Raw genomic sequence first — 20557 nt, 5'->3', positions numbered from 1 at the left:
TATTCGAGAAAATTATTCCTTTATTTGCTTATGCTGCTCACTTTGCTAAATACCAGGAGGCAGACATGAGCACCCCAGATACGAAAAACGATTCTAGCAAACATCTATGGAATCCTCTTTTAAACTTTGCGACTCTTCCAACAGCCGGATACTACCTTGGTTCTGAAGCCATTGGAAAACTTCGTGACTATTCAGTTTTTCAGTGGATCCCATCAGCGTCGTTAACACCAACCGAATTCGCTGTAGGAGGAGCAATTAACGCTGCTGCTCTTAGTGGTATTGAATACATCTCAGGAAGAGATGGAGCTGAAATTGACTTTACTCGAATGGCTCTCATCACGTTAACACTTGCTGCCATGGTGTTTGCAGCTCCACATGCGACAAAAGCAACTTCGCAGTGGACAGGTGTAGTTTTAACAACTGACCAAATGCTTTCTGTTGTTGCATTTAACGGTCTCGCTAAATTGACGACACTCGCATTCGTTTCTTTCATGAAATATATGCAAGATAGTTCAATCGCTCCTATCCCTACGTCAAATGAAGAGGCACGAAATCTATCTCAGCATCAAGCTGCTTACCACTACGATTGCTTTAACGAAGATAGTACCGAATGGGATAAGCTTCCTCTTTCCATTCGCGTGATCATGAATATGCGTTTCAAAGAAAATGGTTCTGACCAACAACTTCCCTTGAAAGGTTTCAAGGATAAGGTAGGCGAGAAGATGGAAGCAGAAGAATTGAAATTCCTTCAAGAAAGCACGAAAGGTTCAACAGACTTTTCTGTGACTGAGCGTAAGCATCTAAACTCTCTTTTCTACGAAGCTGGACTTGTCGAAGGAGTTGTTGTTAGCAAAGACACCATGCCCAAGCAAGTTGGAGAACACTTAACCAAATACGAAGCAACAGACTTTGCGACACTTCAAGAATCTACAGTTCGCTGGATTTGCTTTTATCTCAGAGAATTTCCAAATCCCGTGGATGAAGCCAGAGCGACAGCATTAAGTGACCGCATGGTGGAATTAAAAATTGCTTCTCCAAACCACAGCCTTGTACCTTCCAAAAAGCCAACAGCACCTAAAGATATCGCGCATCCTACCGAAGATGAAAAATATCTTTTAGGCTGGTTTATCGGATACTTCAAGCAAAATGCAGCTGAGTTTGATGGTCTTTCAATAGACGAGAGAATAGCTTGGAATGATGCCTTTACTAAAGAATTAAACAAACGCATTCCTTTAAGTCTTTCAGCTGATGAAGCGAGTAAGTTAACTGAAAAGCAAGCGATTCATTTCCATATACTCTGCAATAATCATGGAAGTGACTCTCATTCATACTGGGCAACAAGACCTCTAGAAGTTCAAAAAGCTCTCAATAATAAGTTTGATGCTCTACGCCTCTCCACTCGAGCGCTGTACCCCCAATCGAAAGCAGATGCTCTAGGTATGTCTAATGAAGAACTGCAGACCCTTCATGATGAACTTCAAGCAAATGCAGCCCTCACCACCAATTTATGCAAAGAAGCAAGTGATGAGCTGACAGTTAGGTTCAACAAAATGGGCCTTTGGATGCCATTCTCACCCAAACCTGATCCAACGTTCGGAGAGAAACTCGCTGAGAAAATTACAGTAACAAATACTTTGTACCTTGTGGGAGGAATTGCACTCTGTGTGGGGATTTACTGCCTCGCTCCAACAGCCATTGCTGCAATTGGTGCGATGTTTAAAGGATCTACCCCAGGAACTGATGACTGTACAGTCAAGTTAGAAGATGGTAATCATACTGCAGCTTTAGGAGACGTTGTGTGCTTTGAATCTGATTCAGGGCAACAGAAGTTAAAAGTCGCTGATACACATGACTATCCAAATGGAGTGCTTGCAACAGGAACAAAAGTAAGTGTAACCGCTGATAGAACCCTTTGCATCGGTGAGAAATGCGAGACAGTTCTAACACCAATTGTTGGAGGAAGTTCTCCCTTTAACGTAACAGTCACACCTATTTTGACCGATGAGTTCCCAGAGCTTTTGACAAGAGACTCTTCCCTCACGTTAGATGCAAGAGGTATTAACGTCTTGCATGATGGCAAAAACACCACAATTTCTGATGGTATGACAGTCGGAGGCTATACTTTCGAGACAGGCAACGTCGTAAGTCTAGATGAAGATGGACGTGTTTGTGTTGCAACTACAGATGGCCCTTGTGGCAATCCCTTCATTTTCGAGGGAGAAACCCTAGCTCAATATACTGCACCAACTAAGACAACTATTCCTTTGACCAGTGGCTCTCCAGTTACTTTAGAAGACAATGTCTTGGTTCAAGTCACTCATGATGGTAAAGAGTTCTCACTCTCTATTGGACAGGTTCATGGTGAACATACTTTCGCTAAAGGCGATGTTGTCAGCATCAACGCAGATGGTCATATCTGTGTCGGAAATGCTGATGAACTTTGCGCAAAAACTTTCACTACTGATGGTGAAACTCTTACTCCCTACACTGCACCAACTGTGACAACTATTCCTTTGACAAAGGACTCTTCTGTCACGTTAGATGACAATGTCTTGGTTCAAGTCACTCATGATGGTAAAGAGTTCTCACTCTCTATTGGACAGGTTCATGGTGAACATACTTTCGCTAAAGGCGACGTTGTCAGCATCAACGCAAAGGGTCATATCTGTGTCGGAAATGCTGATGAACTTTGCGCAAAAACTTTCACTACTGATGGTGAAACTCTTACTCCCTACACTGCACCTCTTAAAGAAGATGCCAAGGCCCCCTCTCCTTCGCCTACTGTTAAGGAAGATCGAGATAACAAAGGAAATGCCGACACTGAGTCGTAAGCTCAGAATAACGGTTTACCTCAAACTAAAAAGCGGAAGTGCAAACTTCCGCTTTTTTTATGACCTCAACCCGGTGTTATTAAATAATCCATTCCATCGGGATATTTCCTATTTCGATCCATAGGCTCACCAAGATGTGGAGCGTACTCAGACCGCTTTAGAATGCGTAGATGATCTCGATTTCGTATTGCTTATAAGAAAAGTCTGGACCAATTGCGCTTGTGTAATTCACGGATTGGCGCCAAGCTTGGTAAACAGTGATGTTATTGGTCAGGTTGTAAAGCAGCTCGACAGAAAGCCCTTTAAAGTTTCCTGCACCAACAGCAGTGTCAACTGTGGTTGCTGCACCTTCACCTTTAGAGCGTCTCGAATAGAGGCCAAACTTTGCAGCATTGCCTCGTCCAACTCCTGTGCCATCAAAGTCTGGAACAGCTTGAGCTTGGACCCACTGATAGTTGATATCAAAAGACCAGTCCCACTGCTTACGCAATTCACCAATCGAGAAGCCAAAGTACCAAGCAAAAGCTTGCTTCATGTTGTCTGTCACTTCATGACGACGAGCAGCCGTGTTGAAAAGACCTGCGGCATAAACAGTCGTGATCTTTTTCCAAAGCCAATCGGGTACAAATTTGTAACCTAATGTGAATTGAAGATTGCGAAAGTCGAAGGCCAAGTTGCGCAAACGACCCGCTGTTTTCTTCGTGTCCCAGTTAATAAAGGAGAGTTTTGAATAGAGACCTGTTCCTGCAATATTCAGCAGTCCAAGTTCTCCGACATAGGCATATTGGTCGATCCGCTCATTGACGAGGAAAGGACCACCATGGAAGTAAAAGTCTCCAATCGACTGCAAGGCATGATCATATTTGAACAGAATTCCATCCATAAAAGATCCGAATTGGATCTTTGAATCGAAGGTATAATTCAAGAAACGACGTCCAAATTCTAGATCCATGGTGTAAAGATCAGCATTGACAATGCGACCTCCAAAAAAGGCGCGTTCGACAGATAGACGATCAAAAGTCCCACCAACGATTCCCGCATTATTATCAAATTCGATTTTAATCGTTGCCCAGGTGCGGTCGGTGCGGTAATCCAGCATCAAGTTCACTTCAACGTCCCACGCACGCATGGCAGTTCCTGGGACTGCGCCTCCATGGCCACGTTGCTTGATGCCATCTTTCTTTTCATTGGTTGATTGAAGCTCGGTACGGATTTCCCCACTGATAGAGAGGTTCCCGCCCCGTTCTTTAACGGTGACTTGCCGTTTTGTGTTGATCCAGTCCCGTAGGGCTTCGATATCCCGTTGCTCTAATCCGGGTGTGCCATCATCATCTTGAGCATGAAGGGGGAATGATCCAAGGGTCAAAAAAAGTGAAGTTAGAGCTAGTGCTTTCCAAGTTTTCATCTACAAATTACGTTAAAGTTAGTTCAGACGGAGGGGAGATTGTATAGGAAGACTCAATAAAGAGCAATGCTACTGCGCCAGAGCAAGGAGTTTAAATCAGATTATTTAAACAAAAGCCAACGGGGAGTATGGTCTTCGGTGTAATCAGAGACCCGCTCGGAAATGATTTGTTCGATGCGGGGGATCAGTTCACGCGCTTTAGCACGTCCTTCTTCGTAGATTTCTTGATTTTGATCGTCACTGAACATCCCATAGCTTTGGAAGTTCATCTGCAGGAGAATGTCTGCTTCACGGGCTGCTTCTTTGGATAGTTGCCGATAGGAAATCTCTAATCCTCGCTTTACAACGCCAAAGAAATGGACGATTTCATCGTCGCTCAGTCTTTCCCCAACATCGACAGCGATGATCACTTGAGCGCCAAGCTTTTTGGCTACGCGTACCGGGACCGGATCGACAGCTCCTCCATCCACCAAAAAACGACCAAGATAGGGAACAGGCTTAAAAACTCCAGGAACTGCTGATGAGCTACAAAGGGCTGGAACAAGAGGCCCTGCCCCGAGTTCGAGTAGCTCTCCTGTGTGCAAATCTGTTGCAACCACAATCAGGGGAATCTTTAGCCCACCAAAAAAATGAGAGTTGAGGTTTTCTTCTAAAAAACTTTGAAGAGAGTTTCCTTTGACCACCCCAAATCGAGAGGAAAACAACGAAAAATCCATCAGATCTTTTCTTTTCAGATCGAGAAGAAGATCTTCCAAACGGTCGATATCAGGATCGTCGGCGTAGAGGGCACCAATTAAAGCTCCTGCACTACACCCCACTATCAGATCGGGATGAATCCCTGCCTCTTCCAACTCCCGAATCACGCCAACATGGGCCAATCCTTTCGAACCACCTCCACCTAAAACTAAGGCGATTTTGGGGGGAGCTTCAGGGGGATCAAAAGAAGGAATTGGCTCGAGCTCACCTCTAGCCAACGTATGACGATGACAAGCAGACAAGGTAAAAACGGCTAGTAAGAGGCCAATGCCAAGTAGCAGCTTCTTCATAGGAGGGGATTATACTAAAACTTTACTTCGCCGGCAAGAGTTAGAGCCTGCTCATCGATGAGCCGAACTTCTACAGTGGCAGAAAAACGATTCAAATTAGAAAGGGAGCACCCAAGCGCCATTCCAAATTTACGACGATTTTTCATGTTGAAGTGGCGGGTACCAGGTAAAAAACCCATTGGCAAGTGTTTGATACGGCTTGTGGCATTCGAATACTTGACGACAAGATAGGGGAAAAAGATTCCCACTTCATATGAGGCTCCTGCGCCAAACTGCCACTCATGAAAGTTTAATTTTGAACCAGGACGGGGTTGAACAGGGACGCCATTCGTCGTCATCCAGCGCAAGGTGGGTTGTGCACGCCCATACTTAAAGTCCGCTCCAAGAGAAAGGTTGCCCCAACTATAGATGATTCCTCTGAGGCCTACGCCCCAGGCAAACTGATTATGAGTTTCATATTCATTGCGGACTCCACGCATCGGAATGTGAGTGGCTGTAAAACGCGCGGCTCCAGCTGATCCGTAAAGCTCGATACGATTGATCAAGTTGAATGTCAACACCCCTTGATCGGCAATGTAAGAAAACTCATTCATCCTCCCCGAAAATTTGCTCACAGCTTTCATATCTCGATCGAAATCCCAATCGCGCTGATAGCCTGCTTTCACAGAAACCCAGTTTTCTTTGCAGAAGAAAAATCCTTCTTCAATGAGTGCAGGTGCACTTGGATTGCCGTTGTATAATGCAAAAAGCGTCGGCGTGAGTAAAAAAAACCAAATAAATAAAAGTTTTTTCATATTTGTGGATTTTAAGAAAATGCAAAAGATTTTGCAATGTCAAAAACGCAGATCCGCAGATCCTGTCAATGCCATCTCTCCAACTAACCGGGTTTCGATGTTGAGATTGACTGCTTGACCGCTTGTCATACCCAACCCAAATAAGAGCACAAACGGATTTCGGTTTTTAATTTTTTCATCACGGAAAGAGTAAACTGGTGTGCTTGGAATATTACGCAAATAACTATGCTGCGAAGCATAAGCTAAGCCAATGTAAGGAATCATGTTTCCGATTTCGCGTGAAAAACTCCCGCCAATTTGCCACTCATGATAATGCATGTTGGCACCCTTTGGGTTTTGCGCTGCGCCGTTGACAATGAGACGATCTAAATCAAGCCTCGACGCATTATACCGTGCATTAAAGCCCATGATCACCTCCTCCCAATAAACTAAGACGACACGCCCACCAACACCCCAGATGAGTTGACTATCACTTTCATATTCTACTCGGACATTGCGAACGGGGCGCTGAGCCATGTCGATTTTCATCGCACCAAGCAACCCATAAACCTCAAACCGATCAATGATGTTAAAGGTTAAAACACCAAATTGCTTCAGGGATTGATACTGATCGAAGAGATCTTTGATACTCGATTTGCGCTTTTTGATTTTGATCCGTTTGGAAAAGGTTCCATCAAGTTCGTAACCCATTTTGATTCCCCACCAATCATCGCCAGTGGCCCATAACCCTCGTTCCGGCATATCGGGAAGAGAAGGGTTACCGTTATAAAGAGCGCACAGAGGTGTCAAAAGCAAAATAAAACAAATGAGTGTTCTTAGCATACCCGCTAAGTATTGGAGATCTTAGCGATTTGATCAAGTGATCATTGAAGAAAGTGTTGAATTAAAAATTAAAAGTGATAAGAATGTCGCCTCTTCAACTATTTGACAAGGAATCGACTATGTGTGAAATCAGACAACGCAATTTATCCCTCACTCTCCAACCCAATTTACAAACACCTGACACATTTCATTGCAGTGTTTTCAAAAATGACGCAAGAATTCAAATTAACTGTAGCTTGGTTGTTCCTTATTTGGGCGGAACGATAAATATTGAAATTCCTCTCCCTGAAGAAAACTTAGACGGCTGGAAATTTTGTGTCCTGGGATTTACGAAAGAGAATCAAGATGCACCTATTTGCCAAAAAGTGCGTCCTTTAAGCTCTTTGATTCACAATTCAACCGTGGTAGTTTAGACGAACTTTGCAAGAAATCGGTAAGCTTCTTGCTCATCCATTGTAGGCTTTCTTTCTAACCATGGAAGCTGGGAAAGATTTAAGAGATCTCTAAACTCAAGAAAGGGTTGAGCAGGTTTTGTCTCTAAGTAATGAATGTGGGCCTCAATGAGAGATTTTTGACCTACAAATTCTTCTTCGGACATCTTATCTTGATTTAAAAGCAACGCCTCAAGCTGAGCGTTGCGCGATTGCAATGCTTGATTTTTTACGAGACAAAGCAATGTCGCAACAAATGGATTAAAAAAGGTTTCAAAATCTTGCTTAAAATTTGGAACTTTTTTGTATAAATCATAGCGCTTTCCAATTGCCTTTACCCATGAAATGATCGGTTCCATTTTTTCAGTAGAGGGGTACGTTCTCTTATCAAGCTCGTGTCCTCTTGAAAAGCTAATATCTAAAGTATTAAGGAAGAGAATTTGTTCTTCCACTTCCACGCTAAAGTCTTGAAGAAAATTTTCAACTTCTCTGATATCAACTTGTTGAACTTTGATTTTTTTTTGTGCCATTGCAGGCGCAAGTCGTTCCATCACCCACTTCATGCTATCCGCGCTCGAATCAGGAAGTTCAGCTTGATAAAAGTCCTTAATTTCTTGTTGAGCTAAAAGTAGAACTTCTGAAGGTATTTCCTCACTCTCTTCTGGCTCATCTAGATCATGATGTTCGTGTCGAGGTGAATCTAATTTGACTTGAAAATGTGCAGACATAAAAAAAAGGAATGGATAATGAGCCGAATTGGAGCGTTAACAAATTCTCCTACACAAACAGAACAATTTGTCGTTCAACTTAATTTACCCGCTGAGGTTTCTAAAGTAAGGTGCGAAATCTGTAAGGACAATGTGAATTGGACAAATTTCTCGAGTTTCAATCCTGAAAACCGATTTCCAATGATCTATCTTCCCAAAAACAAAGCCTGGACGTTTAAGGCCATAGGACTTGATAAAGATGAAACTCCTGTATGCCAAGCAACTCGCGGCATACAAGAGCTAATGTTGAATACTATTTTAGTTTTTTCTTAGGTATTGGGATAGTTGTTCTTTTGGAAAGGGGAACTCCATAGGTTTCCTTCCAGGAAGGCTATTTTTTTTTGTCCCATAAATCCATCCCATCATCTCGTCCAAGAAGTCGATTGCATCACGTTCTTTCTGAGTTGAAAAACGCAATTGTTGCTGTTGGTCTTCGGTTGCAACTCGGATAGTCTCATTATTATGGATATTTAATAGGCTTTTTAAATGACTCACGAGATGGTCCCAAGGTTGTTGAAAGCTTTCCATTCGGGCTTGCCCCATTTCGGCTTCAAGCATGGCAGAGCTACAAGACATCTCAGAACTTCTCAAACGCACTGCTTTAAAGGCTTCTGATGAGGCCTGTCCTTTCCTAAGATGCTCAAAAAGACTCCCTATGAAAGGTTGGAGTCTAGCTTGAAAGCTTTCCTCAAAACAATGAACTTGAGTGTTATCGTTAAAGTACTTATTTCGTCCTTCTTTAAGGTACAACAAATTGTTTGTAATCTTAGCAAATTCTGCTTCTGATAAAAACCTACGCTCGCAATTCTGTGTATATAAAGAGAAGTCGAGTCCTTGAAGGGCTAGTGTCATTTCAGCAATGGCTGTTGGCATCTGCAGTTCGATAAACCGACGGGCACGTGGGATTAAAATTTGAGGTAAATGAACCTGAATATCTCGCTCATTAAACGAGTCAGATTGATGCTCATGAATCGCCTGCTCATACTCAAACATTCGGATGTTTATAACGAGCTCTCTTAATTTGTCATCAGCTTGACTGAAGTCACAATTTGGGTAGTATTTTTGGATCAACGCACGTTCTGCAGGTTGAATTGCTGATATTTTTCCTCCTTTTTTCAAAATGTAGAAAAAAAATAACTAAAACAAACAAAACCCGCAAACAATAAAATTAAATTTATGGCTACAGTTAATTTTTTAAAAGAGTGAAGTCGAGAAGTGCGGTTCCAATGTACACAGATGGAGATGTCAAAACTCCTCAAGTTTTAGATAATGTCGTCACAAGTTGGTCTATACTTAAACGACTCCTGGAGAAAATTTCGTTGTTGCCTTCCTTCGAAAGCCCGATTTGGGCTTCCTGCTATCTAATCGCCTTGAACTTTTTTTCCATGAGCCGCTCCTTTATTGCCCATCTTGTGACGACACTATCTAGGAAGAGAAACATCTAGCGGTCGCGAAATAGAAAGAGGATATCCTACGCGGCAGTGCGCATCAAGACGCCAAAGATCGAGAATGCCAAGACCTGGATTGTACCCAAATCCAAAGTAACACCGGAACCAGTTGGTATTGGCAAAAGGAGCGATTTGATCAAGAAAAGTCTCAAAACAAATGTTTGAGAGATAACAAAGAGGAGTGAAAAAATTAAATTAATTTTAGAGGCTGCTGTCCGTTAACATTTTTAGAAAACGTTGATTTTAAAGCTATAAGAGATAAGAATGCTGCTGCTAATACATAAAAAAAAGGAATGGATAATGAGCCGAATTGAATCTGCACAACCAAATAACATTACTGGTCAACAACAAATCTCTCAGGTTTTACTCAAACTAAGCCCTCCGTTTGCGAAAGTAAAATGCGAAGCCAGTTCGGACGGTTTGAATTGGGAGTTTTTATCGATTTTCACTCCTGAAAACCTGTTTCCCCAAATTTTGGTTCCCCAAAATTTAACAAGCCTGAAGCTTAAGATAACAGTGCTTGATTCAAATGAAAGCCCTGTATGCCAAGAAATTCGCAGCATACAAGAGCTTATTTCTTATCCTTTTTGGAATCTATCTCCTACAAATTGAGTAGGAAGCTTCCATTAGGAAAAAGATAGGAAATCCTCAACTTTAAGAGGCTTAAAGTTAGGTCATAGGATATTGAAAATTTAACGAACTATTAAGGTCGGCTGAAAGCTTTATCTCTTGCTCGTTTTCTATTATATCAAGCATTTTTCTTAAGAAGTTGATTGCAAGCTGTTCTTTTGCTTGTCGACCACCCCTAGCAGCGATAAGGCTTTTCAGCGTGCGTTCTAGGTGATCAATTGCATACCTTCTAGGGGCTTTGTTACAATAATCCATTAGGTGCTGGTAATTATCTATGTTTGTTAATCGGACTAGCCCTTCTTTTGCCTTATTAGCAAGAGTGTTCCAAAAAGGTTCTAGTCTCAACTTAAAATTATGCTCAAAACCCTCATCTATCATTGCAGTCCTCTGATATGTTTGCAATTGCGTATCAAGATTTACTAAGTTTTGTGCAATAGATCCAAAATCTTCTGCTGATGAAATGTTATGAGACAAGTCAAGGTTTCCAAGTGCCACTAACATATTTGCAATGATTTGTGGCATTTCAGCACCTACGTAGTGTTGATTTTCAGGATACAAACATTGTTTGAAGTGAACCTGAATGTCTAGTACTGGTTGTGAACTTTCTTCAACTCTCTGACTTTGATCGTCACCACCATGACTTGCGAATTCTTGCAAAGCTGCTGCATACAGCATTGTGATATTTGCATAAGAACCATTAGGATTTACTGACATTTTTTCCTCCTTTTTTTAAATGCAGAAAAAAAATAACCAAAACAAAATAAACGCGCAAACAATAAAATTAAAATTAACTTTAAGGCTACACTTTCTTTTTTAAAAGGGTGAAGTCGGGAAGCGCTGTTCCACTGTACTCAGATGGAGAAGTCAGAACACCCCACGGCTTGGGAAGAGAACCATCGAGGAGTGGACGCCAAACAGAAAGAGGGTATCCCTCGCGGCAGCGTGCATCGAGGCGCCAAAGATCGAGAAGGCCAAGACCCGGATTGTACCCAAACCCAAAGTAGTACCTGGACCAATTGGTATCGGCAAAAAGGAGCGGTTTAGGTGGGAGAAGCCCCTGTTTAGAAAAGGCTTCTTCTAGGTGGTCAAAGTTTCCAATGAGATTAAAGAGATGATCGAATGCTCCTGAAGAGGTGTAGAGAAGGCGATGCTCTGCAGCAAACTGCTTTTGAATCTTGGAGGGAAAGTCGAGGAGGAGTTTTTCAAGTTCTGGAGGGCGAATGAGAGGAAAAGCTGTGCGCAAGTAGCCATCGAGTCGATCGGCAAGAGCCATAGGTTCGGTAAGATGGGGACTTAAAAAATTGAAGAGGTGCGTGCGAAAACTTCGCAGGTGGAGAGTTTCAGCATTAGGCATAAATTGATGCAAGAGTTCATGACTTCGATGAGGAAAGTGCTTTTGAATGAACTCTTCAGCTAGAAACTCTTGCGTATCTCGATCGAGACGGATGACTTCATAAAATTCTTCTCCGGGATGCAGAACTTTATCGCGCGCCCAGGTGTAACTAAACCCCTTGTCAAGCCAACCTTCTTTAAAAGGAGACAGACCTGGCCGCAAAACAAACGCGTGGGTGGGGGAATACATGAGCATCCCTTTGCTTGGATTGTCTTCAAAGGCTTTCGTTGCGGTGTAAGGTAATCCTTTCAAAAGGTCGAGTAAGAAGACCAGCAGGTCCATCGGGTTTTCAATGGGGCGGCTTTCTTCCGAGAGATCTTTTTCTAAGCAGTAGTAACAGCGGAGCAAGGTGTGCATCGTTCCACCCGAGGTGTAACTCCATGGTTTCTTTTCCACTTGAGAAATATTTTCAATGAGCGCACCCGACTGTTTGGTTTTGTGAGCTTTGCCCATTCGCTCGATCGCTGAGGAAAGAAACTCATCGGTGTTGAGATGGTGAATCAAAAGTGTCGTCAGTTCTTGGAGCTCTTTTTCTCCTTCTTCCCATTCGCTAGCAGCCGCAATTTGAGGTTCGGTAGCAATGAAAAAGTGGTTGAGAGCTTGGAGGTACTCTTTCTCGTTATGAATCAGTGTCCATGCCAGAGGATCACGTCGTCCATGTTTGTAAAGCAGACGAAAACCCGCAGGAGCGTCATCGTAGAGACCCGTTTGGATATCGTACATCTCGGCATCGTAAATTTCTTGGAAGTATTCAGGAAACCGCTCCGCATACTGCTCGAGCAGAAACTTGAAAAATTGAGCCAGCTCTTCGGCCCGCTCGCTTGAATCATCCCGCAGGTCTTTGCACCCTTGGGCATGATGCAGGCGAACGTCTAGTTCAGCTTTAAGTTGTCGGACGCGGTCTCGAGAAGAGGCTTGACGCAGTAGAGCTTGCGTCATACGGACTTCGTCGATCGCGCGGGCATAATCTTGATGGAGCTCTTCCGTTTTTGCATTGGCCTGTGTCAGTTTTTGCTGAATGGCTTGATAAAGGAGGTGCCCAATCCCACCTTCTTCGTTTTGGTCAAACCCCAGGCTCGCATAGAGATTCCAACGGAAAAACTCGACTTTGTAATCGGAAAAAGAGGCCAGAGTATATTCCCAGGCTTTAAGAAGGGCGTGATCGGTAAATGATTTGAACGTCTCTTTTGCTTCTTTTTCTAAGGCTTTGGCTTGATCGGTTTGTCCATGATGTTTACGAATGGTCTCATGAATATACGTATCAACTGAGACGAGCTCTGAGGGCGGTTTGATTTTTGAGACCGGCACGCCTGCAGCTTCAAAGGCCGCTTGCATCGAAGGCATTTCGAGAACTCTGACCGATGAAATCGGCTTTTTGAGATCGCCCATTCCCCAGCTAGGACTGATGGGCACAGCGTGTTGCACACCACCAAAAGTGCGTGATAAGCTGCAAGTCATGATGAGATCGTAAAGATCGAGTAAAAGACGCTCCATTTGCTCCGATTGGATGATGATTCCAGGCGCCGTTGCAAAGCAAGAGCCCACATTTTGCCGCAAGGGTGTCAGCAGCGCAGTTAAGACAGCTTGGCGCAGTTCACGATTGGTCACTTTGGTTTTGAGGGGAAGGCCAAGAGAGTAAAGAACAAGCGTTTCAATATACCTGTTGGCAACAGGCACTTTGAACCGGTTAAAGAGATTGAGAAGATCTTTGCTGCTGTGGAGCGCATTCAAAACGTGGTGAAAGTGTTCGACCACTTGCTTGTCGTTTTCCCCTTGAATACCTGAGCGAAACGAGGGGAGCTTCTTTTTCAGGAGGATTCCCTGCTCGTCGATCATAAGATTTGCCAGCATCCGGGCACGCGCAAGACTGCGGAACAAAAAGGGTTCCTGAATGTCTGTCACAGCCAAGGCTTTGGCAATCTTTTCTTCTTCTTCGACGTTCATCTTTTCCTTTTTTACCATCTCCTGTAGAATGAATTCTATGCCAAAAGTCAAATACGAAAAAGATGAAATCGATCTTCCAGATGGAGCCACTGGAAAGGATCTTGCAGAAAAACTAAATCTGCGCGAGCCCCACCAATCCATCGCAATTGAGATCAACGGAAACACAACCGACCTCTCTCACCCCCTTCAAGAGGGTGATGAAGTCAAGCTCTGGCACTTCGAAGACGCAGAAGGAAAAGAAGTGTTCTGGCACACCTCGGCCCACGTTCTCGCCCAAGCCGTTTTACGCCTCTGGCCCGATGCCGAGCCAACCATTGGACCACCAATTGAAAACGGTTTTTATTACGACTTTGCTAACTTGCACATCTCCGACGAAGATTTCAAAAAGATCGAAAAGGAAATCAAAAAAATTCTCTCGGAAAATTTCAAACCCGAATTGCACCGGTTCGAAGATAAAGCCGATGCTCTCAAAGAATTTGGCAGCAATCCTTACAAGAAAGAGCTCATCGAAGGATTCGATGAAGGAAGTCCCATCACCGCGTATCGTCAAGGAGACTTTTTCGACCTTTGCCGCGGGCCGCACCTGCCAAACTTAGGCAAGATCAAAGCCTTCAAAGTCCTGAAAACGTCTGGCGCTTACTGGCGCGGCAATAGTGATAATGAAATGCTGACACGTATTTACGGCATTTCTTTTCCAGACCGCGAGCAACTGAAGCAGTATCTCTTCATGCTTGAAGAGGCCAAAAAGCGTGATCACCGCATCATCGGAACTAAACTTGACCTCTTTTCGTTTAAAGAAGAAGCTCCTGCAATGCCTTTCTTCCATCCGAATGGAATGGCCATTTGGGACAGCCTTGTCGAATTTTGGCGCGATACCCATTTGCGAGAAGGATATCAAATCATCAAAACTCCTCAGCTCATGACAAAAGAGCTCTGGGTCACTTCAGGACACTGGGAACACTACCGCGAAAACATGTTCACTTCCCAAGTTTCGGAAGAGCGCGAGTTTGCCATCAAGCCGATGAACTGTCCCGGCTGCATGCTTTATTACAAATCCCATTCGCATAGCTACCGCGAGTTCCCCTTGCGTGTTGCTGAATTTGGACATGTCCACCGTCATGAACCATCTGGCGCATTGAACGGTTTGTTCCGTGTGCAAGGTTTCCATCAAGACGACGCGCACCTCTTCATGAAACCCGATCAAATTCAAGATGAAATCTTAAATGTCCTCAATCTTGTAAAGCAGATTTACGAAACGTTTGGTTTGAAATACACCTTTGAGCTTTCCACACGCCCTGAAAGTTCGATTGGAACCGATGAAGACTGGGAAGTTGGAACACAAGGATTACAAAAAGCACTTGATGCTGCCGGACTTCCTTACAAAATCAACGAAGGGGATGGCGCCTTTTACGGTCCCAAGATCGACCTGCACGTGCACGATGCTTTAGGCCGCGCATGGCAATGTGGAACGATTCAGCTCGATATGGCACTGCCAGAGCGTTTCGATTTGGAATACAAAGATGCTGATGGCTCACTCAAGCGCCCAATCATGATTCACCGTGCGATTTTTGGATCGATTGAACGGTTTTTAGGCATCTTGATTGAACACTTTGCTGGCAAGTTTCCACTATGGATGAGTCCTCTGCCGATTCGCCTCATTCCTGTTGCCGATACACACGCGCCGTATGCGCATGAAGTTGCAGCTAAGATCCGACAAGCAGGCTTTTCATGCGATGTCGATGATTCACATGAATCGGTTGGGAAAAAAGTGCGCAACGCCCAAATTCATCAAATCAATTACATGTTGACTGTTGGCGATAATGAAGTTGCCAATAAAACGATCGCACTTAGAACACGAGATAACGTCGTGCACGGTGAAATCCAGCTTGACGACTTTCTAAAAAACATCGAAAGCGAATATAAGGAAAGACGTCTAACATCACCTTACCAGGAAGGCAAGTAAGCAACTCCTCAATAAATTGAGAAGCTTTTAAATTATGTTATACCAAAGTACACACATTAGGACGACTTACGACGCCCCTGAGAGAGTCTGCAGACTTTCCCAACCAAGCAAGATTCAATGCCGCATTGACATCAGCATGCGCCCGGTTTCCACACTTGTTACACTCCAAAAGGTGCTTTACCCTTTTCACTTGTTTGCAATCCAATTGATCTTTTTTCAAACATTCGTGACAGGACTTCGAAGTAAAAGCAGGATCAAAGTAGCACAGTTTAATTCCTTGAGCTGCAGCTTTATATTCAACAAAAAGTTGCAATTGCCTCCAGGGCCATCGATGGAGACGCGTTCTTTCTCTTTTTTTCCCCTGAATTCTCTTTCGAATATTCTTAAGATCCTCCAAATGGATTTTTCTAATATCTTTTTGAATCGCTTCTTCGATTATTTTCTTGCTCTCTTCGTGGTTAATTTGTTTAACATGTCGTCTTTCTCGGCCAGAGATTTTTTTCAGCAACTGCTTTGCCGATCTAGAACCGTTGCGTTGAAGACGACGGCGAAGAGCAAGATAGCGATCTCGTTTGTCTCGAAGAGTTTTTCCACCGCTTATTTTTCCTGTGCTAGTTGCAAACAGATTATTTTCCCCAAGATCAACTCCCATCACTCCACTTTTCAAGGAAGGCTGAGCATCAGGTATCTCTATCACGAGATTGAAAAGCCACTTGCCTCTAGTAAAAACAAGTTCGGCTTCTCTAAAAGCCCCCAGGCGAAGCAATTCCTTCTGCCTTTCTCCCAAGACCATAGGAACCAAAATTCTTCCTTTCATAGTGTAAAGGGAGAGCTTTTCATTTTTGATACTATAGGTTCTCTTATCAAAGTGGATACTTTTTTCCTTGAACTCAATCAGCGGGAGGTCTTTCTTTTTATTTCGAGATTTCAGCGCCTTGTAGGCTCCTGTGACCGCCCGTATAGAATTACAAACCATTTGAGATCCAAGGGAGCTCTCTTTTCTTACGTGATAATAGGAAAGGTGGTGGAGCTTCACTTTGTTAAAGCAGTTTTGCTCAAAGGCGATTTTCGCAACTTGGTTACAACCTTTACAAAACTCAGCTCTGAGGGCAAAGAGCACCTTCTCTTCTTCTATAGTGGGCCTTATTTTGATACAAACTGTTCTTTTCACCTGTCAGCACCTATTTCTAATATGTACCGCTCGACCTGCTTCAACATAGCAAGAAAGAGACTAAATCATTTTCTTCAAAAACTTCAATTGTATTATATGGAACTTTTGAAATACTTTTCTAGTAAACCGACCCTTAATAGTTTTGACGACTTCGGAAATCAAGAAAGAAGGAGAAAAACTCAAAAACAAGTGAATGTGATTTCTTTTATGCTTAATTTCAACCACAAACCAATTGTGCGCTTCTTTTCCCTGTTAAAACAAAAGGTTTCAGCGCACCGGAGTAATTATGAACGTCATTAGCGTCTGCAGTTTTAAAGGAGGAACCGCAAAAACCTCCATCACACTCAATCTAGGAGCAGCACTCGCAATAAAGCATGGCAAGCGCGTGCTGATGATTGATTTTGACGCACAAGCTAACTTAACAGCGGGATTGGGCTTTGACCCAGACAATCACGACAGTTTAGCTTCTGTTTTGCAAGATAAAAAGGAAGTCTCAGAAGTCATCGTTGAAACTCCCATCAAAAATCTCGATCTGATTCCTGCCGATACATGGCTTGAACGGATTGAAGTGACCGGGAACTTAGCATCTGATCGCTATTCACACGAAAAACTGAAAAAAATCCTCGAACATGTCGACTATGACTACGTTCTTGTCGACACACCGCCATCTCTTTGCTGGCTCACTGAATCCGCTTTGATTGCAGCAACACATGCTCTCGTCTGCGCTACACCAGAATTTTACAGCATTAAAGGATTGCAACGTCTTTCGTACTTCATGCATTACATTTCAGAGCGACATCCGTTCGATCTTCTTGGTGTTGTTTTATCATTTTGGAACCCACGTGGAAAAAGTAACGAAGGATTTATTAGCGTTGTGAATGAAACGTTTCCTGAAAAACTGTTGAAGACAAAAATTAGAAGAGATATCGCTGTTTCTGAGGCTGCAATTCATGGGAAACCTGTCTTTGAGATGCGTCCGAGTAGCCGGGCTGCCGAAGACTTTACAAATTTGACAAGTGAAGTGCTAGCACTCATATCAGACGAAACAAAAGCGGAGTCTACATGTCTAAGTTCAACTCCCTCTTGATGGGGCGTTTCAAAACTCAAAAAAAAGACAAAATGAACGAACTTGTCGAACGTTCGCAGGCGGGAACTCTTTCAAGTTTTGCTGGCGTTTTTCAAGTCTCTCCCATGAGTGAATCCGAAGAGGCAACTCTTGAAACTCTTCTCACAAAATATAAAACTGATGAAACAAACGTTACTGAAGATTTAAAAAAACTCAAAGCCATCACGTCTGAAGTTAAAGCGATCAACAACCAAGCTGTCATCTTGCACGGCGAGCGGATCAAACGGGCACAAGAACTTTTTAAAAAGTATCAAGACGGAGCATTTAGTACATGGCTCCTGAAAACTTACGGCAACCGGCAAACCCCTTACAACTTTTTGCAATATTACGAACTCTATTCCGCCATGCCACAGCAAACACGCTCAATCATCGATGAAATGCCTCGCCAAGCCATTTACAGCTTGTCAAGCCGCTCTATTCCCCAAGAAGAAAAAGTGGCATTCATTGAAAAATACAAAGGGGAAACGAAAAGTGAACTTTTAGAAAAACTGCGCGAATCTTTCCCACTTCCCCAAAAAGACAAGCGCAACTCTAACAAAGTGAAATCTGCAACTGATTTGCTACAAAAAGCACTGAAAACAGTGCAAGACAATCTGTTTTGCCCTTCCTCACAGGAGCGTGAAGAGATCCAAAAGATTTTAGACGAAATTCAAAATGCTCTATAATGAACGAGTACCAATCTCCATTAACAGTACGTTACGCTAGTGGGGAGATGAAAACCATCTTCTCGCCACAGCATAAATACGAAACGTGGCGCAAACTTTGGGTCGCTCTCGCTGAAGCGCAAAAAGAACTCGGGTTAAACATCTCTGACGAGCAAATCGCAGAACTCAAAAAAAACATCTCGAAGATTGATTTTGACGCCGTGCGCATCTTTGAAAAAGAGTCGCGCCACGAAGTGATGGCTCATATCCGTGCTTACGGTACCGTTTGCCCCAACGCTAAAGGCATTCTCCACTTAGGGGCTACCTCGGCATACGTCATGGATAACGGCGACCTCATTCAAATGAAAGAAGGTCTTGAGCTACTGAAAGGCAAGCTCATTTACGTCATTGAAAAAATGAATCATTTAGCCCTCAAAAATGTCGACACGCCCTGTTTGGGTTTCACCCACTTCCAACCTGCACAACCGACAACCGTTGGGAAACGGACCGCACTCTGGCTTCAAGACTTTGTCACTGACTTTTACGATCTCCTCCATCTTATGGAAACCTTTCCCTTTCTTGGGGTGAAAGGAGCTACAGGTTCACAAGTGTCCTACATGGCGCTGTTTGAAAACGACCATGAGAAAGTCGTCGAACTTGATGATCGCGTCACCAAGAAAATGGGCTTTCAAAAAGCCTACTACGTCAGTGGACAAACATTTCCGCGCAAGCAAGAGCTGCGCATCTTAAATGTGCTCGCTTCTCTTGCATCAAGCGTCCACAAATGCGCCACCGATTTGCGTCTTTTGTCGCATCTCAACGAATTAGAAGAGCCGTTTGGCGAGTCCCAAGTGGGTTCCTCTGCGATGCCTTACAAACGGAATCCCATCATGGCTGAGCGCGCCTGCGCCCTTGCACGTTTTGTTCTCAGCTTATGGAATAACCCCGCTTACACTGCCTCCCTGCAATGGCTGGAACGCTCACTCGATGACTCCGCAAATAGACGGATCGCCATTCCGGAAGCCTTTTTAGCTGCCGATAGTCTCCTCAACTTGATGGGTAACCTGATTGAAGGGCTTAAAATCTTCCCCAACATGATGACCGCTCACTTGCACGAGCACTTGCCTTATCTTGCAATGGAGCACGTCCTCGCTGCAGCTGTTCTCAAAGGAAAGGATCGGGGAGTGGTCCATGAAAAGTTGCGTCAACACGCCTTTGAAGCAGGCAAACACAAACGAGAGCACGGTAAGCCTTCCGATCTGCTTGCTCGCATGGCAGCAGATTCAGAAATCGGTCTCACCGAAAATGAACTTGCTTCTCTCTTCAAAGCAGAAGGACTCACAGGCCGCTCGAAGCAACAAGTGATTGAATTTTTAAAGCTTGAAGTGGAACCTCTTTTGGAGCAAAATCTCTCCTTAAAGCCCCCAACACTTGGAGTCTAATGCAACCGCTCATTGTTAGTTACTACACCGCTGGAACAGGTTATGAAGAGGAAGTCCAAAACCTCATCGCCTCTTGCAAAAAGTTGGATTTACAAACAGACATTGTTCCCATCCAATCGAGAGGAAGTTGGGACAAAAACTGCTGCTACAAGCCCGAGTTTCTCTTAGAAAAATTAGACGAACACCAAAGGCCCGTTGTCTGGGTCGATGCCGACGCCATCTTCCTTAAAAAGCCAACGCTTTTTGATTCTCTTGAGTGTGACGTTGCCCTACGAACCTACGAAGAGCTACCGCTCGATCATCCCTCTAAAGTCTACACGGGAACCGTTTACTTCTCCAATAATGAAAAAGCCCGCTCATTGCTGAAACGCTGGGCAGAAGAAAGTCAAAAGATGCTCCAAGAAGAGGAAAAAGAGGTATGGGACCAAGTCTCGATCAAGCAAGCCCTATTCGGCTCTGACGTCGACCTTTTTCCCCTGCCAGATACTTACGCAACCATCTACGATAAGCAGCTCACTCCTAACGAAGATGCTGTGATTCTGCATTATCAAGCCTCTCGGCTTTTCAAAAAAGAAGTGAACAACGAAGTGGTTCCTTTCTGGGAAAATGAGATGTTTTCCCAAGAAACACGCCAAAACTTCTCTTCATAATTCACATTTTCTTTTCACTAGAGTATGATCTCTCCCGGAAAAAATAAAAT

Annotated in this window: 19 protein-coding genes; 9 read left to right on the top strand and 10 right to left on the bottom strand. The window is 43.7% G+C overall.

What is annotated here, in order from left to right:
• Positions 1–65 precede the first annotated feature (65 nt).
• Complete coding sequence (locus ACOOFG_RS00420) at positions 66–2831, top strand: hypothetical protein (protein WP_420421670.1); 2766 nt, start codon at positions 66–68, stop codon at positions 2829–2831.
• A gap of 157 nt (positions 2832–2988) precedes the next feature.
• On the opposite strand, the gene ACOOFG_RS00415 is transcribed toward ACOOFG_RS00420, so the two are convergent.
• The 4 genes from ACOOFG_RS00415 to ACOOFG_RS00400 all read right to left on the bottom strand — a co-directional run bounded on the left by ACOOFG_RS00415 (position 2989) and on the right by ACOOFG_RS00400 (position 6898).
• A complete protein-coding gene (locus ACOOFG_RS00415) occupies positions 2989–4236 on the bottom strand; it encodes a hypothetical protein (RefSeq protein ID WP_420421669.1) in 1248 nt (415 codons plus the stop codon).
• Between the two features lie 101 nt (positions 4237–4337).
• Positions 4338–5282, bottom strand: a complete 945-nt coding sequence (locus ACOOFG_RS00410) for a patatin-like phospholipase family protein (protein ID WP_420421668.1) — start codon at positions 5280–5282, stop codon at positions 4338–4340.
• A gap of 14 nt (positions 5283–5296) precedes the next feature.
• On the bottom strand, positions 5297–6076 hold the full coding sequence (locus ACOOFG_RS00405) for a hypothetical protein (RefSeq protein WP_420421667.1): 780 nt from the start codon (positions 6074–6076) through the stop codon (positions 5297–5299).
• 39 nt (positions 6077–6115) lie between these two features.
• On the bottom strand, positions 6116–6898 hold the full coding sequence (locus ACOOFG_RS00400; protein WP_420421666.1) for a hypothetical protein: 783 nt from the start codon (positions 6896–6898) through the stop codon (positions 6116–6118).
• A gap of 83 nt (positions 6899–6981) precedes the next feature.
• Between ACOOFG_RS00400 and ACOOFG_RS00395 the strand changes: the two genes are divergently transcribed.
• Complete coding sequence (locus tag ACOOFG_RS00395) at positions 6982–7311, top strand: hypothetical protein (protein ID WP_420421665.1); 330 nt, start codon at positions 6982–6984, stop codon at positions 7309–7311.
• Here the strand turns inward: ACOOFG_RS00395 and ACOOFG_RS00390 are convergent.
• Positions 7308–8057, bottom strand: a complete 750-nt coding sequence (locus ACOOFG_RS00390; protein WP_420421664.1) for a hypothetical protein — start codon at positions 8055–8057, stop codon at positions 7308–7310. The genes ACOOFG_RS00395 and ACOOFG_RS00390 overlap by 4 nt on opposite strands.
• Before the next feature lie 18 nt (positions 8058–8075).
• Between ACOOFG_RS00390 and ACOOFG_RS00385 the strand changes: the two genes are divergently transcribed.
• Positions 8076–8369, top strand: a complete 294-nt coding sequence (locus ACOOFG_RS00385) for a hypothetical protein (RefSeq protein WP_420421663.1) — start codon at positions 8076–8078, stop codon at positions 8367–8369.
• On the opposite strand, the gene ACOOFG_RS00380 is transcribed toward ACOOFG_RS00385, so the two are convergent.
• Positions 8355–9089: a hypothetical protein gene (locus ACOOFG_RS00380; RefSeq protein WP_420421662.1), complete on the bottom strand. Its 735-nt coding sequence runs from the start codon at positions 9087–9089 to the stop codon at positions 8355–8357. The two genes, ACOOFG_RS00385 and ACOOFG_RS00380, sit on opposite strands and share 15 nt — an antisense overlap.
• A 719-nt stretch (positions 9090–9808) precedes the next feature.
• On the opposite strand from ACOOFG_RS00380, the gene ACOOFG_RS00375 reads away from it, so the two are divergent.
• Positions 9809–10156, top strand: a complete 348-nt coding sequence (locus tag ACOOFG_RS00375; RefSeq protein ID WP_420421661.1) for a hypothetical protein — start codon at positions 9809–9811, stop codon at positions 10154–10156.
• 57 nt (positions 10157–10213) lie between these two features.
• On the opposite strand, the gene ACOOFG_RS00370 is transcribed toward ACOOFG_RS00375, so the two are convergent.
• Together ACOOFG_RS00370 and ACOOFG_RS00365 are read right to left on the bottom strand one after the other, a co-directional pair.
• Complete coding sequence (locus ACOOFG_RS00370) at positions 10214–10888, bottom strand: hypothetical protein (RefSeq protein WP_420421660.1); 675 nt, start codon at positions 10886–10888, stop codon at positions 10214–10216.
• A gap of 85 nt (positions 10889–10973) precedes the next feature.
• Positions 10974–13511, bottom strand: a complete 2538-nt coding sequence (locus ACOOFG_RS00365) for a hypothetical protein (protein WP_420421659.1) — start codon at positions 13509–13511, stop codon at positions 10974–10976.
• A 37-nt stretch (positions 13512–13548) separates the two neighbouring features.
• Between ACOOFG_RS00365 and thrS the strand changes: the two genes are divergently transcribed.
• Positions 13549–15474 carry a threonine--tRNA ligase gene (gene thrS, locus ACOOFG_RS00360; protein ID WP_420421658.1) on the top strand — a complete coding sequence of 642 codons (1926 nt, stop codon included), beginning with the start codon at positions 13549–13551 and terminating at the stop codon, positions 15472–15474.
• Positions 15475–15511: 37 nt separating this feature from the next.
• On the opposite strand, the gene ACOOFG_RS00355 is transcribed toward thrS, so the two are convergent.
• Entirely contained in the window at positions 15512–16645 is a 1134-nt protein-coding gene (locus ACOOFG_RS00355; RefSeq protein WP_420421657.1) for an RNA-guided endonuclease InsQ/TnpB family protein, read from the bottom strand.
• A 60-nt stretch (positions 16646–16705) separates the two neighbouring features.
• The gene (locus tag ACOOFG_RS00350; RefSeq protein ID WP_420421656.1) at positions 16706–16870 is read right to left on the bottom strand and encodes a transposase; all 165 of its coding nucleotides are present in this window, start codon (positions 16868–16870) and stop codon (positions 16706–16708) included.
• 61 nt (positions 16871–16931) lie between these two features.
• Between ACOOFG_RS00350 and ACOOFG_RS00345 the strand changes: the two genes are divergently transcribed.
• Genes ACOOFG_RS00345 through ACOOFG_RS00330 form a run of 4 tightly spaced genes read left to right on the top strand, consistent with a single transcriptional unit; the run spans position 16932 to position 20507 of the window.
• Positions 16932–17732, top strand: a complete 801-nt coding sequence (locus ACOOFG_RS00345; RefSeq protein ID WP_420421655.1) for a ParA family protein — start codon at positions 16932–16934, stop codon at positions 17730–17732.
• On the top strand, positions 17708–18436 hold the full coding sequence (locus tag ACOOFG_RS00340; RefSeq protein WP_420421654.1) for a CT583 family protein: 729 nt from the start codon (positions 17708–17710) through the stop codon (positions 18434–18436). Before ACOOFG_RS00345 ends, ACOOFG_RS00340 begins: the two co-directional genes overlap by 25 nt.
• Positions 18436–19857, top strand: a complete 1422-nt coding sequence (gene purB, locus ACOOFG_RS00335; protein WP_420421653.1) for an adenylosuccinate lyase — start codon at positions 18436–18438, stop codon at positions 19855–19857. The genes ACOOFG_RS00340 and purB overlap by 1 nt, the downstream gene beginning before the upstream one ends.
• Complete coding sequence (locus ACOOFG_RS00330; protein WP_420421652.1) at positions 19857–20507, top strand: putative nucleotide-diphospho-sugar transferase; 651 nt, start codon at positions 19857–19859, stop codon at positions 20505–20507. Before purB ends, ACOOFG_RS00330 begins: the two co-directional genes overlap by 1 nt.
• The last annotated feature ends 50 nt before the right edge of the window (positions 20508–20557 follow it).

Origin of the sequence: Simkania sp. (assembly GCF_965215465.1) — a bacterium.
GTDB lineage: Bacteria > Chlamydiota > Chlamydiia > Chlamydiales > Simkaniaceae > Simkania.
Note: the sequence above shows the minus strand (reverse complement) of the source record. Positions and strands in the feature narration are given on the sequence as shown.

Excerpts from the sequence above, each read along its gene's own strand:
- ACOOFG_RS00340 (WP_420421654.1), top strand. The coding sequence starts at position 17,708 with ATGTCTAAGTTCAACTCCCTCTTGATGGGGCGTTTCAAAACTCAAAAA.
- ACOOFG_RS00345 (WP_420421655.1), top strand. The coding sequence starts at position 16,932 with ATGAACGTCATTAGCGTCTGCAGTTTTAAAGGAGGAACCGCAAAAACC.
- ACOOFG_RS00405 (WP_420421667.1), bottom strand. The coding sequence starts at position 6,076 with ATGAAAAAACTTTTATTTATTTGGTTTTTTTTACTCACGCCGACGCTT.
- ACOOFG_RS00395 (WP_420421665.1), top strand. The coding sequence starts at position 6,982 with ATGTCGCCTCTTCAACTATTTGACAAGGAATCGACTATGTGTGAAATC.
- ACOOFG_RS00375 (WP_420421661.1), top strand. The coding sequence starts at position 9,809 with ATGCTGCTGCTAATACATAAAAAAAAGGAATGGATAATGAGCCGAATT.
- ACOOFG_RS00390 (WP_420421664.1), bottom strand. The coding sequence starts at position 8,057 with ATGTCTGCACATTTTCAAGTCAAATTAGATTCACCTCGACACGAACAT.
- ACOOFG_RS00410 (WP_420421668.1), bottom strand. The coding sequence starts at position 5,282 with ATGAAGAAGCTGCTACTTGGCATTGGCCTCTTACTAGCCGTTTTTACC.
- ACOOFG_RS00370 (WP_420421660.1), bottom strand. The coding sequence starts at position 10,888 with ATGTCAGTAAATCCTAATGGTTCTTATGCAAATATCACAATGCTGTAT.
- ACOOFG_RS00420 (WP_420421670.1), top strand. The coding sequence starts at position 66 with ATGAGCACCCCAGATACGAAAAACGATTCTAGCAAACATCTATGGAAT.
- ACOOFG_RS00365 (WP_420421659.1), bottom strand. The coding sequence starts at position 13,511 with ATGAACGTCGAAGAAGAAGAAAAGATTGCCAAAGCCTTGGCTGTGACA.
- ACOOFG_RS00330 (WP_420421652.1), top strand. The coding sequence starts at position 19,857 with ATGCAACCGCTCATTGTTAGTTACTACACCGCTGGAACAGGTTATGAA.
- ACOOFG_RS00385 (WP_420421663.1), top strand. The coding sequence starts at position 8,076 with ATGAGCCGAATTGGAGCGTTAACAAATTCTCCTACACAAACAGAACAA.
- ACOOFG_RS00400 (WP_420421666.1), bottom strand. The coding sequence starts at position 6,898 with ATGCTAAGAACACTCATTTGTTTTATTTTGCTTTTGACACCTCTGTGC.
- purB (WP_420421653.1), top strand. The coding sequence starts at position 18,436 with ATGAACGAGTACCAATCTCCATTAACAGTACGTTACGCTAGTGGGGAG.
- ACOOFG_RS00380 (WP_420421662.1), bottom strand. The coding sequence starts at position 9,089 with ATGTTTGAGTATGAGCAGGCGATTCATGAGCATCAATCTGACTCGTTT.
- ACOOFG_RS00415 (WP_420421669.1), bottom strand. The coding sequence starts at position 4,236 with ATGAAAACTTGGAAAGCACTAGCTCTAACTTCACTTTTTTTGACCCTT.
- thrS (WP_420421658.1), top strand. The coding sequence starts at position 13,549 with ATGCCAAAAGTCAAATACGAAAAAGATGAAATCGATCTTCCAGATGGA.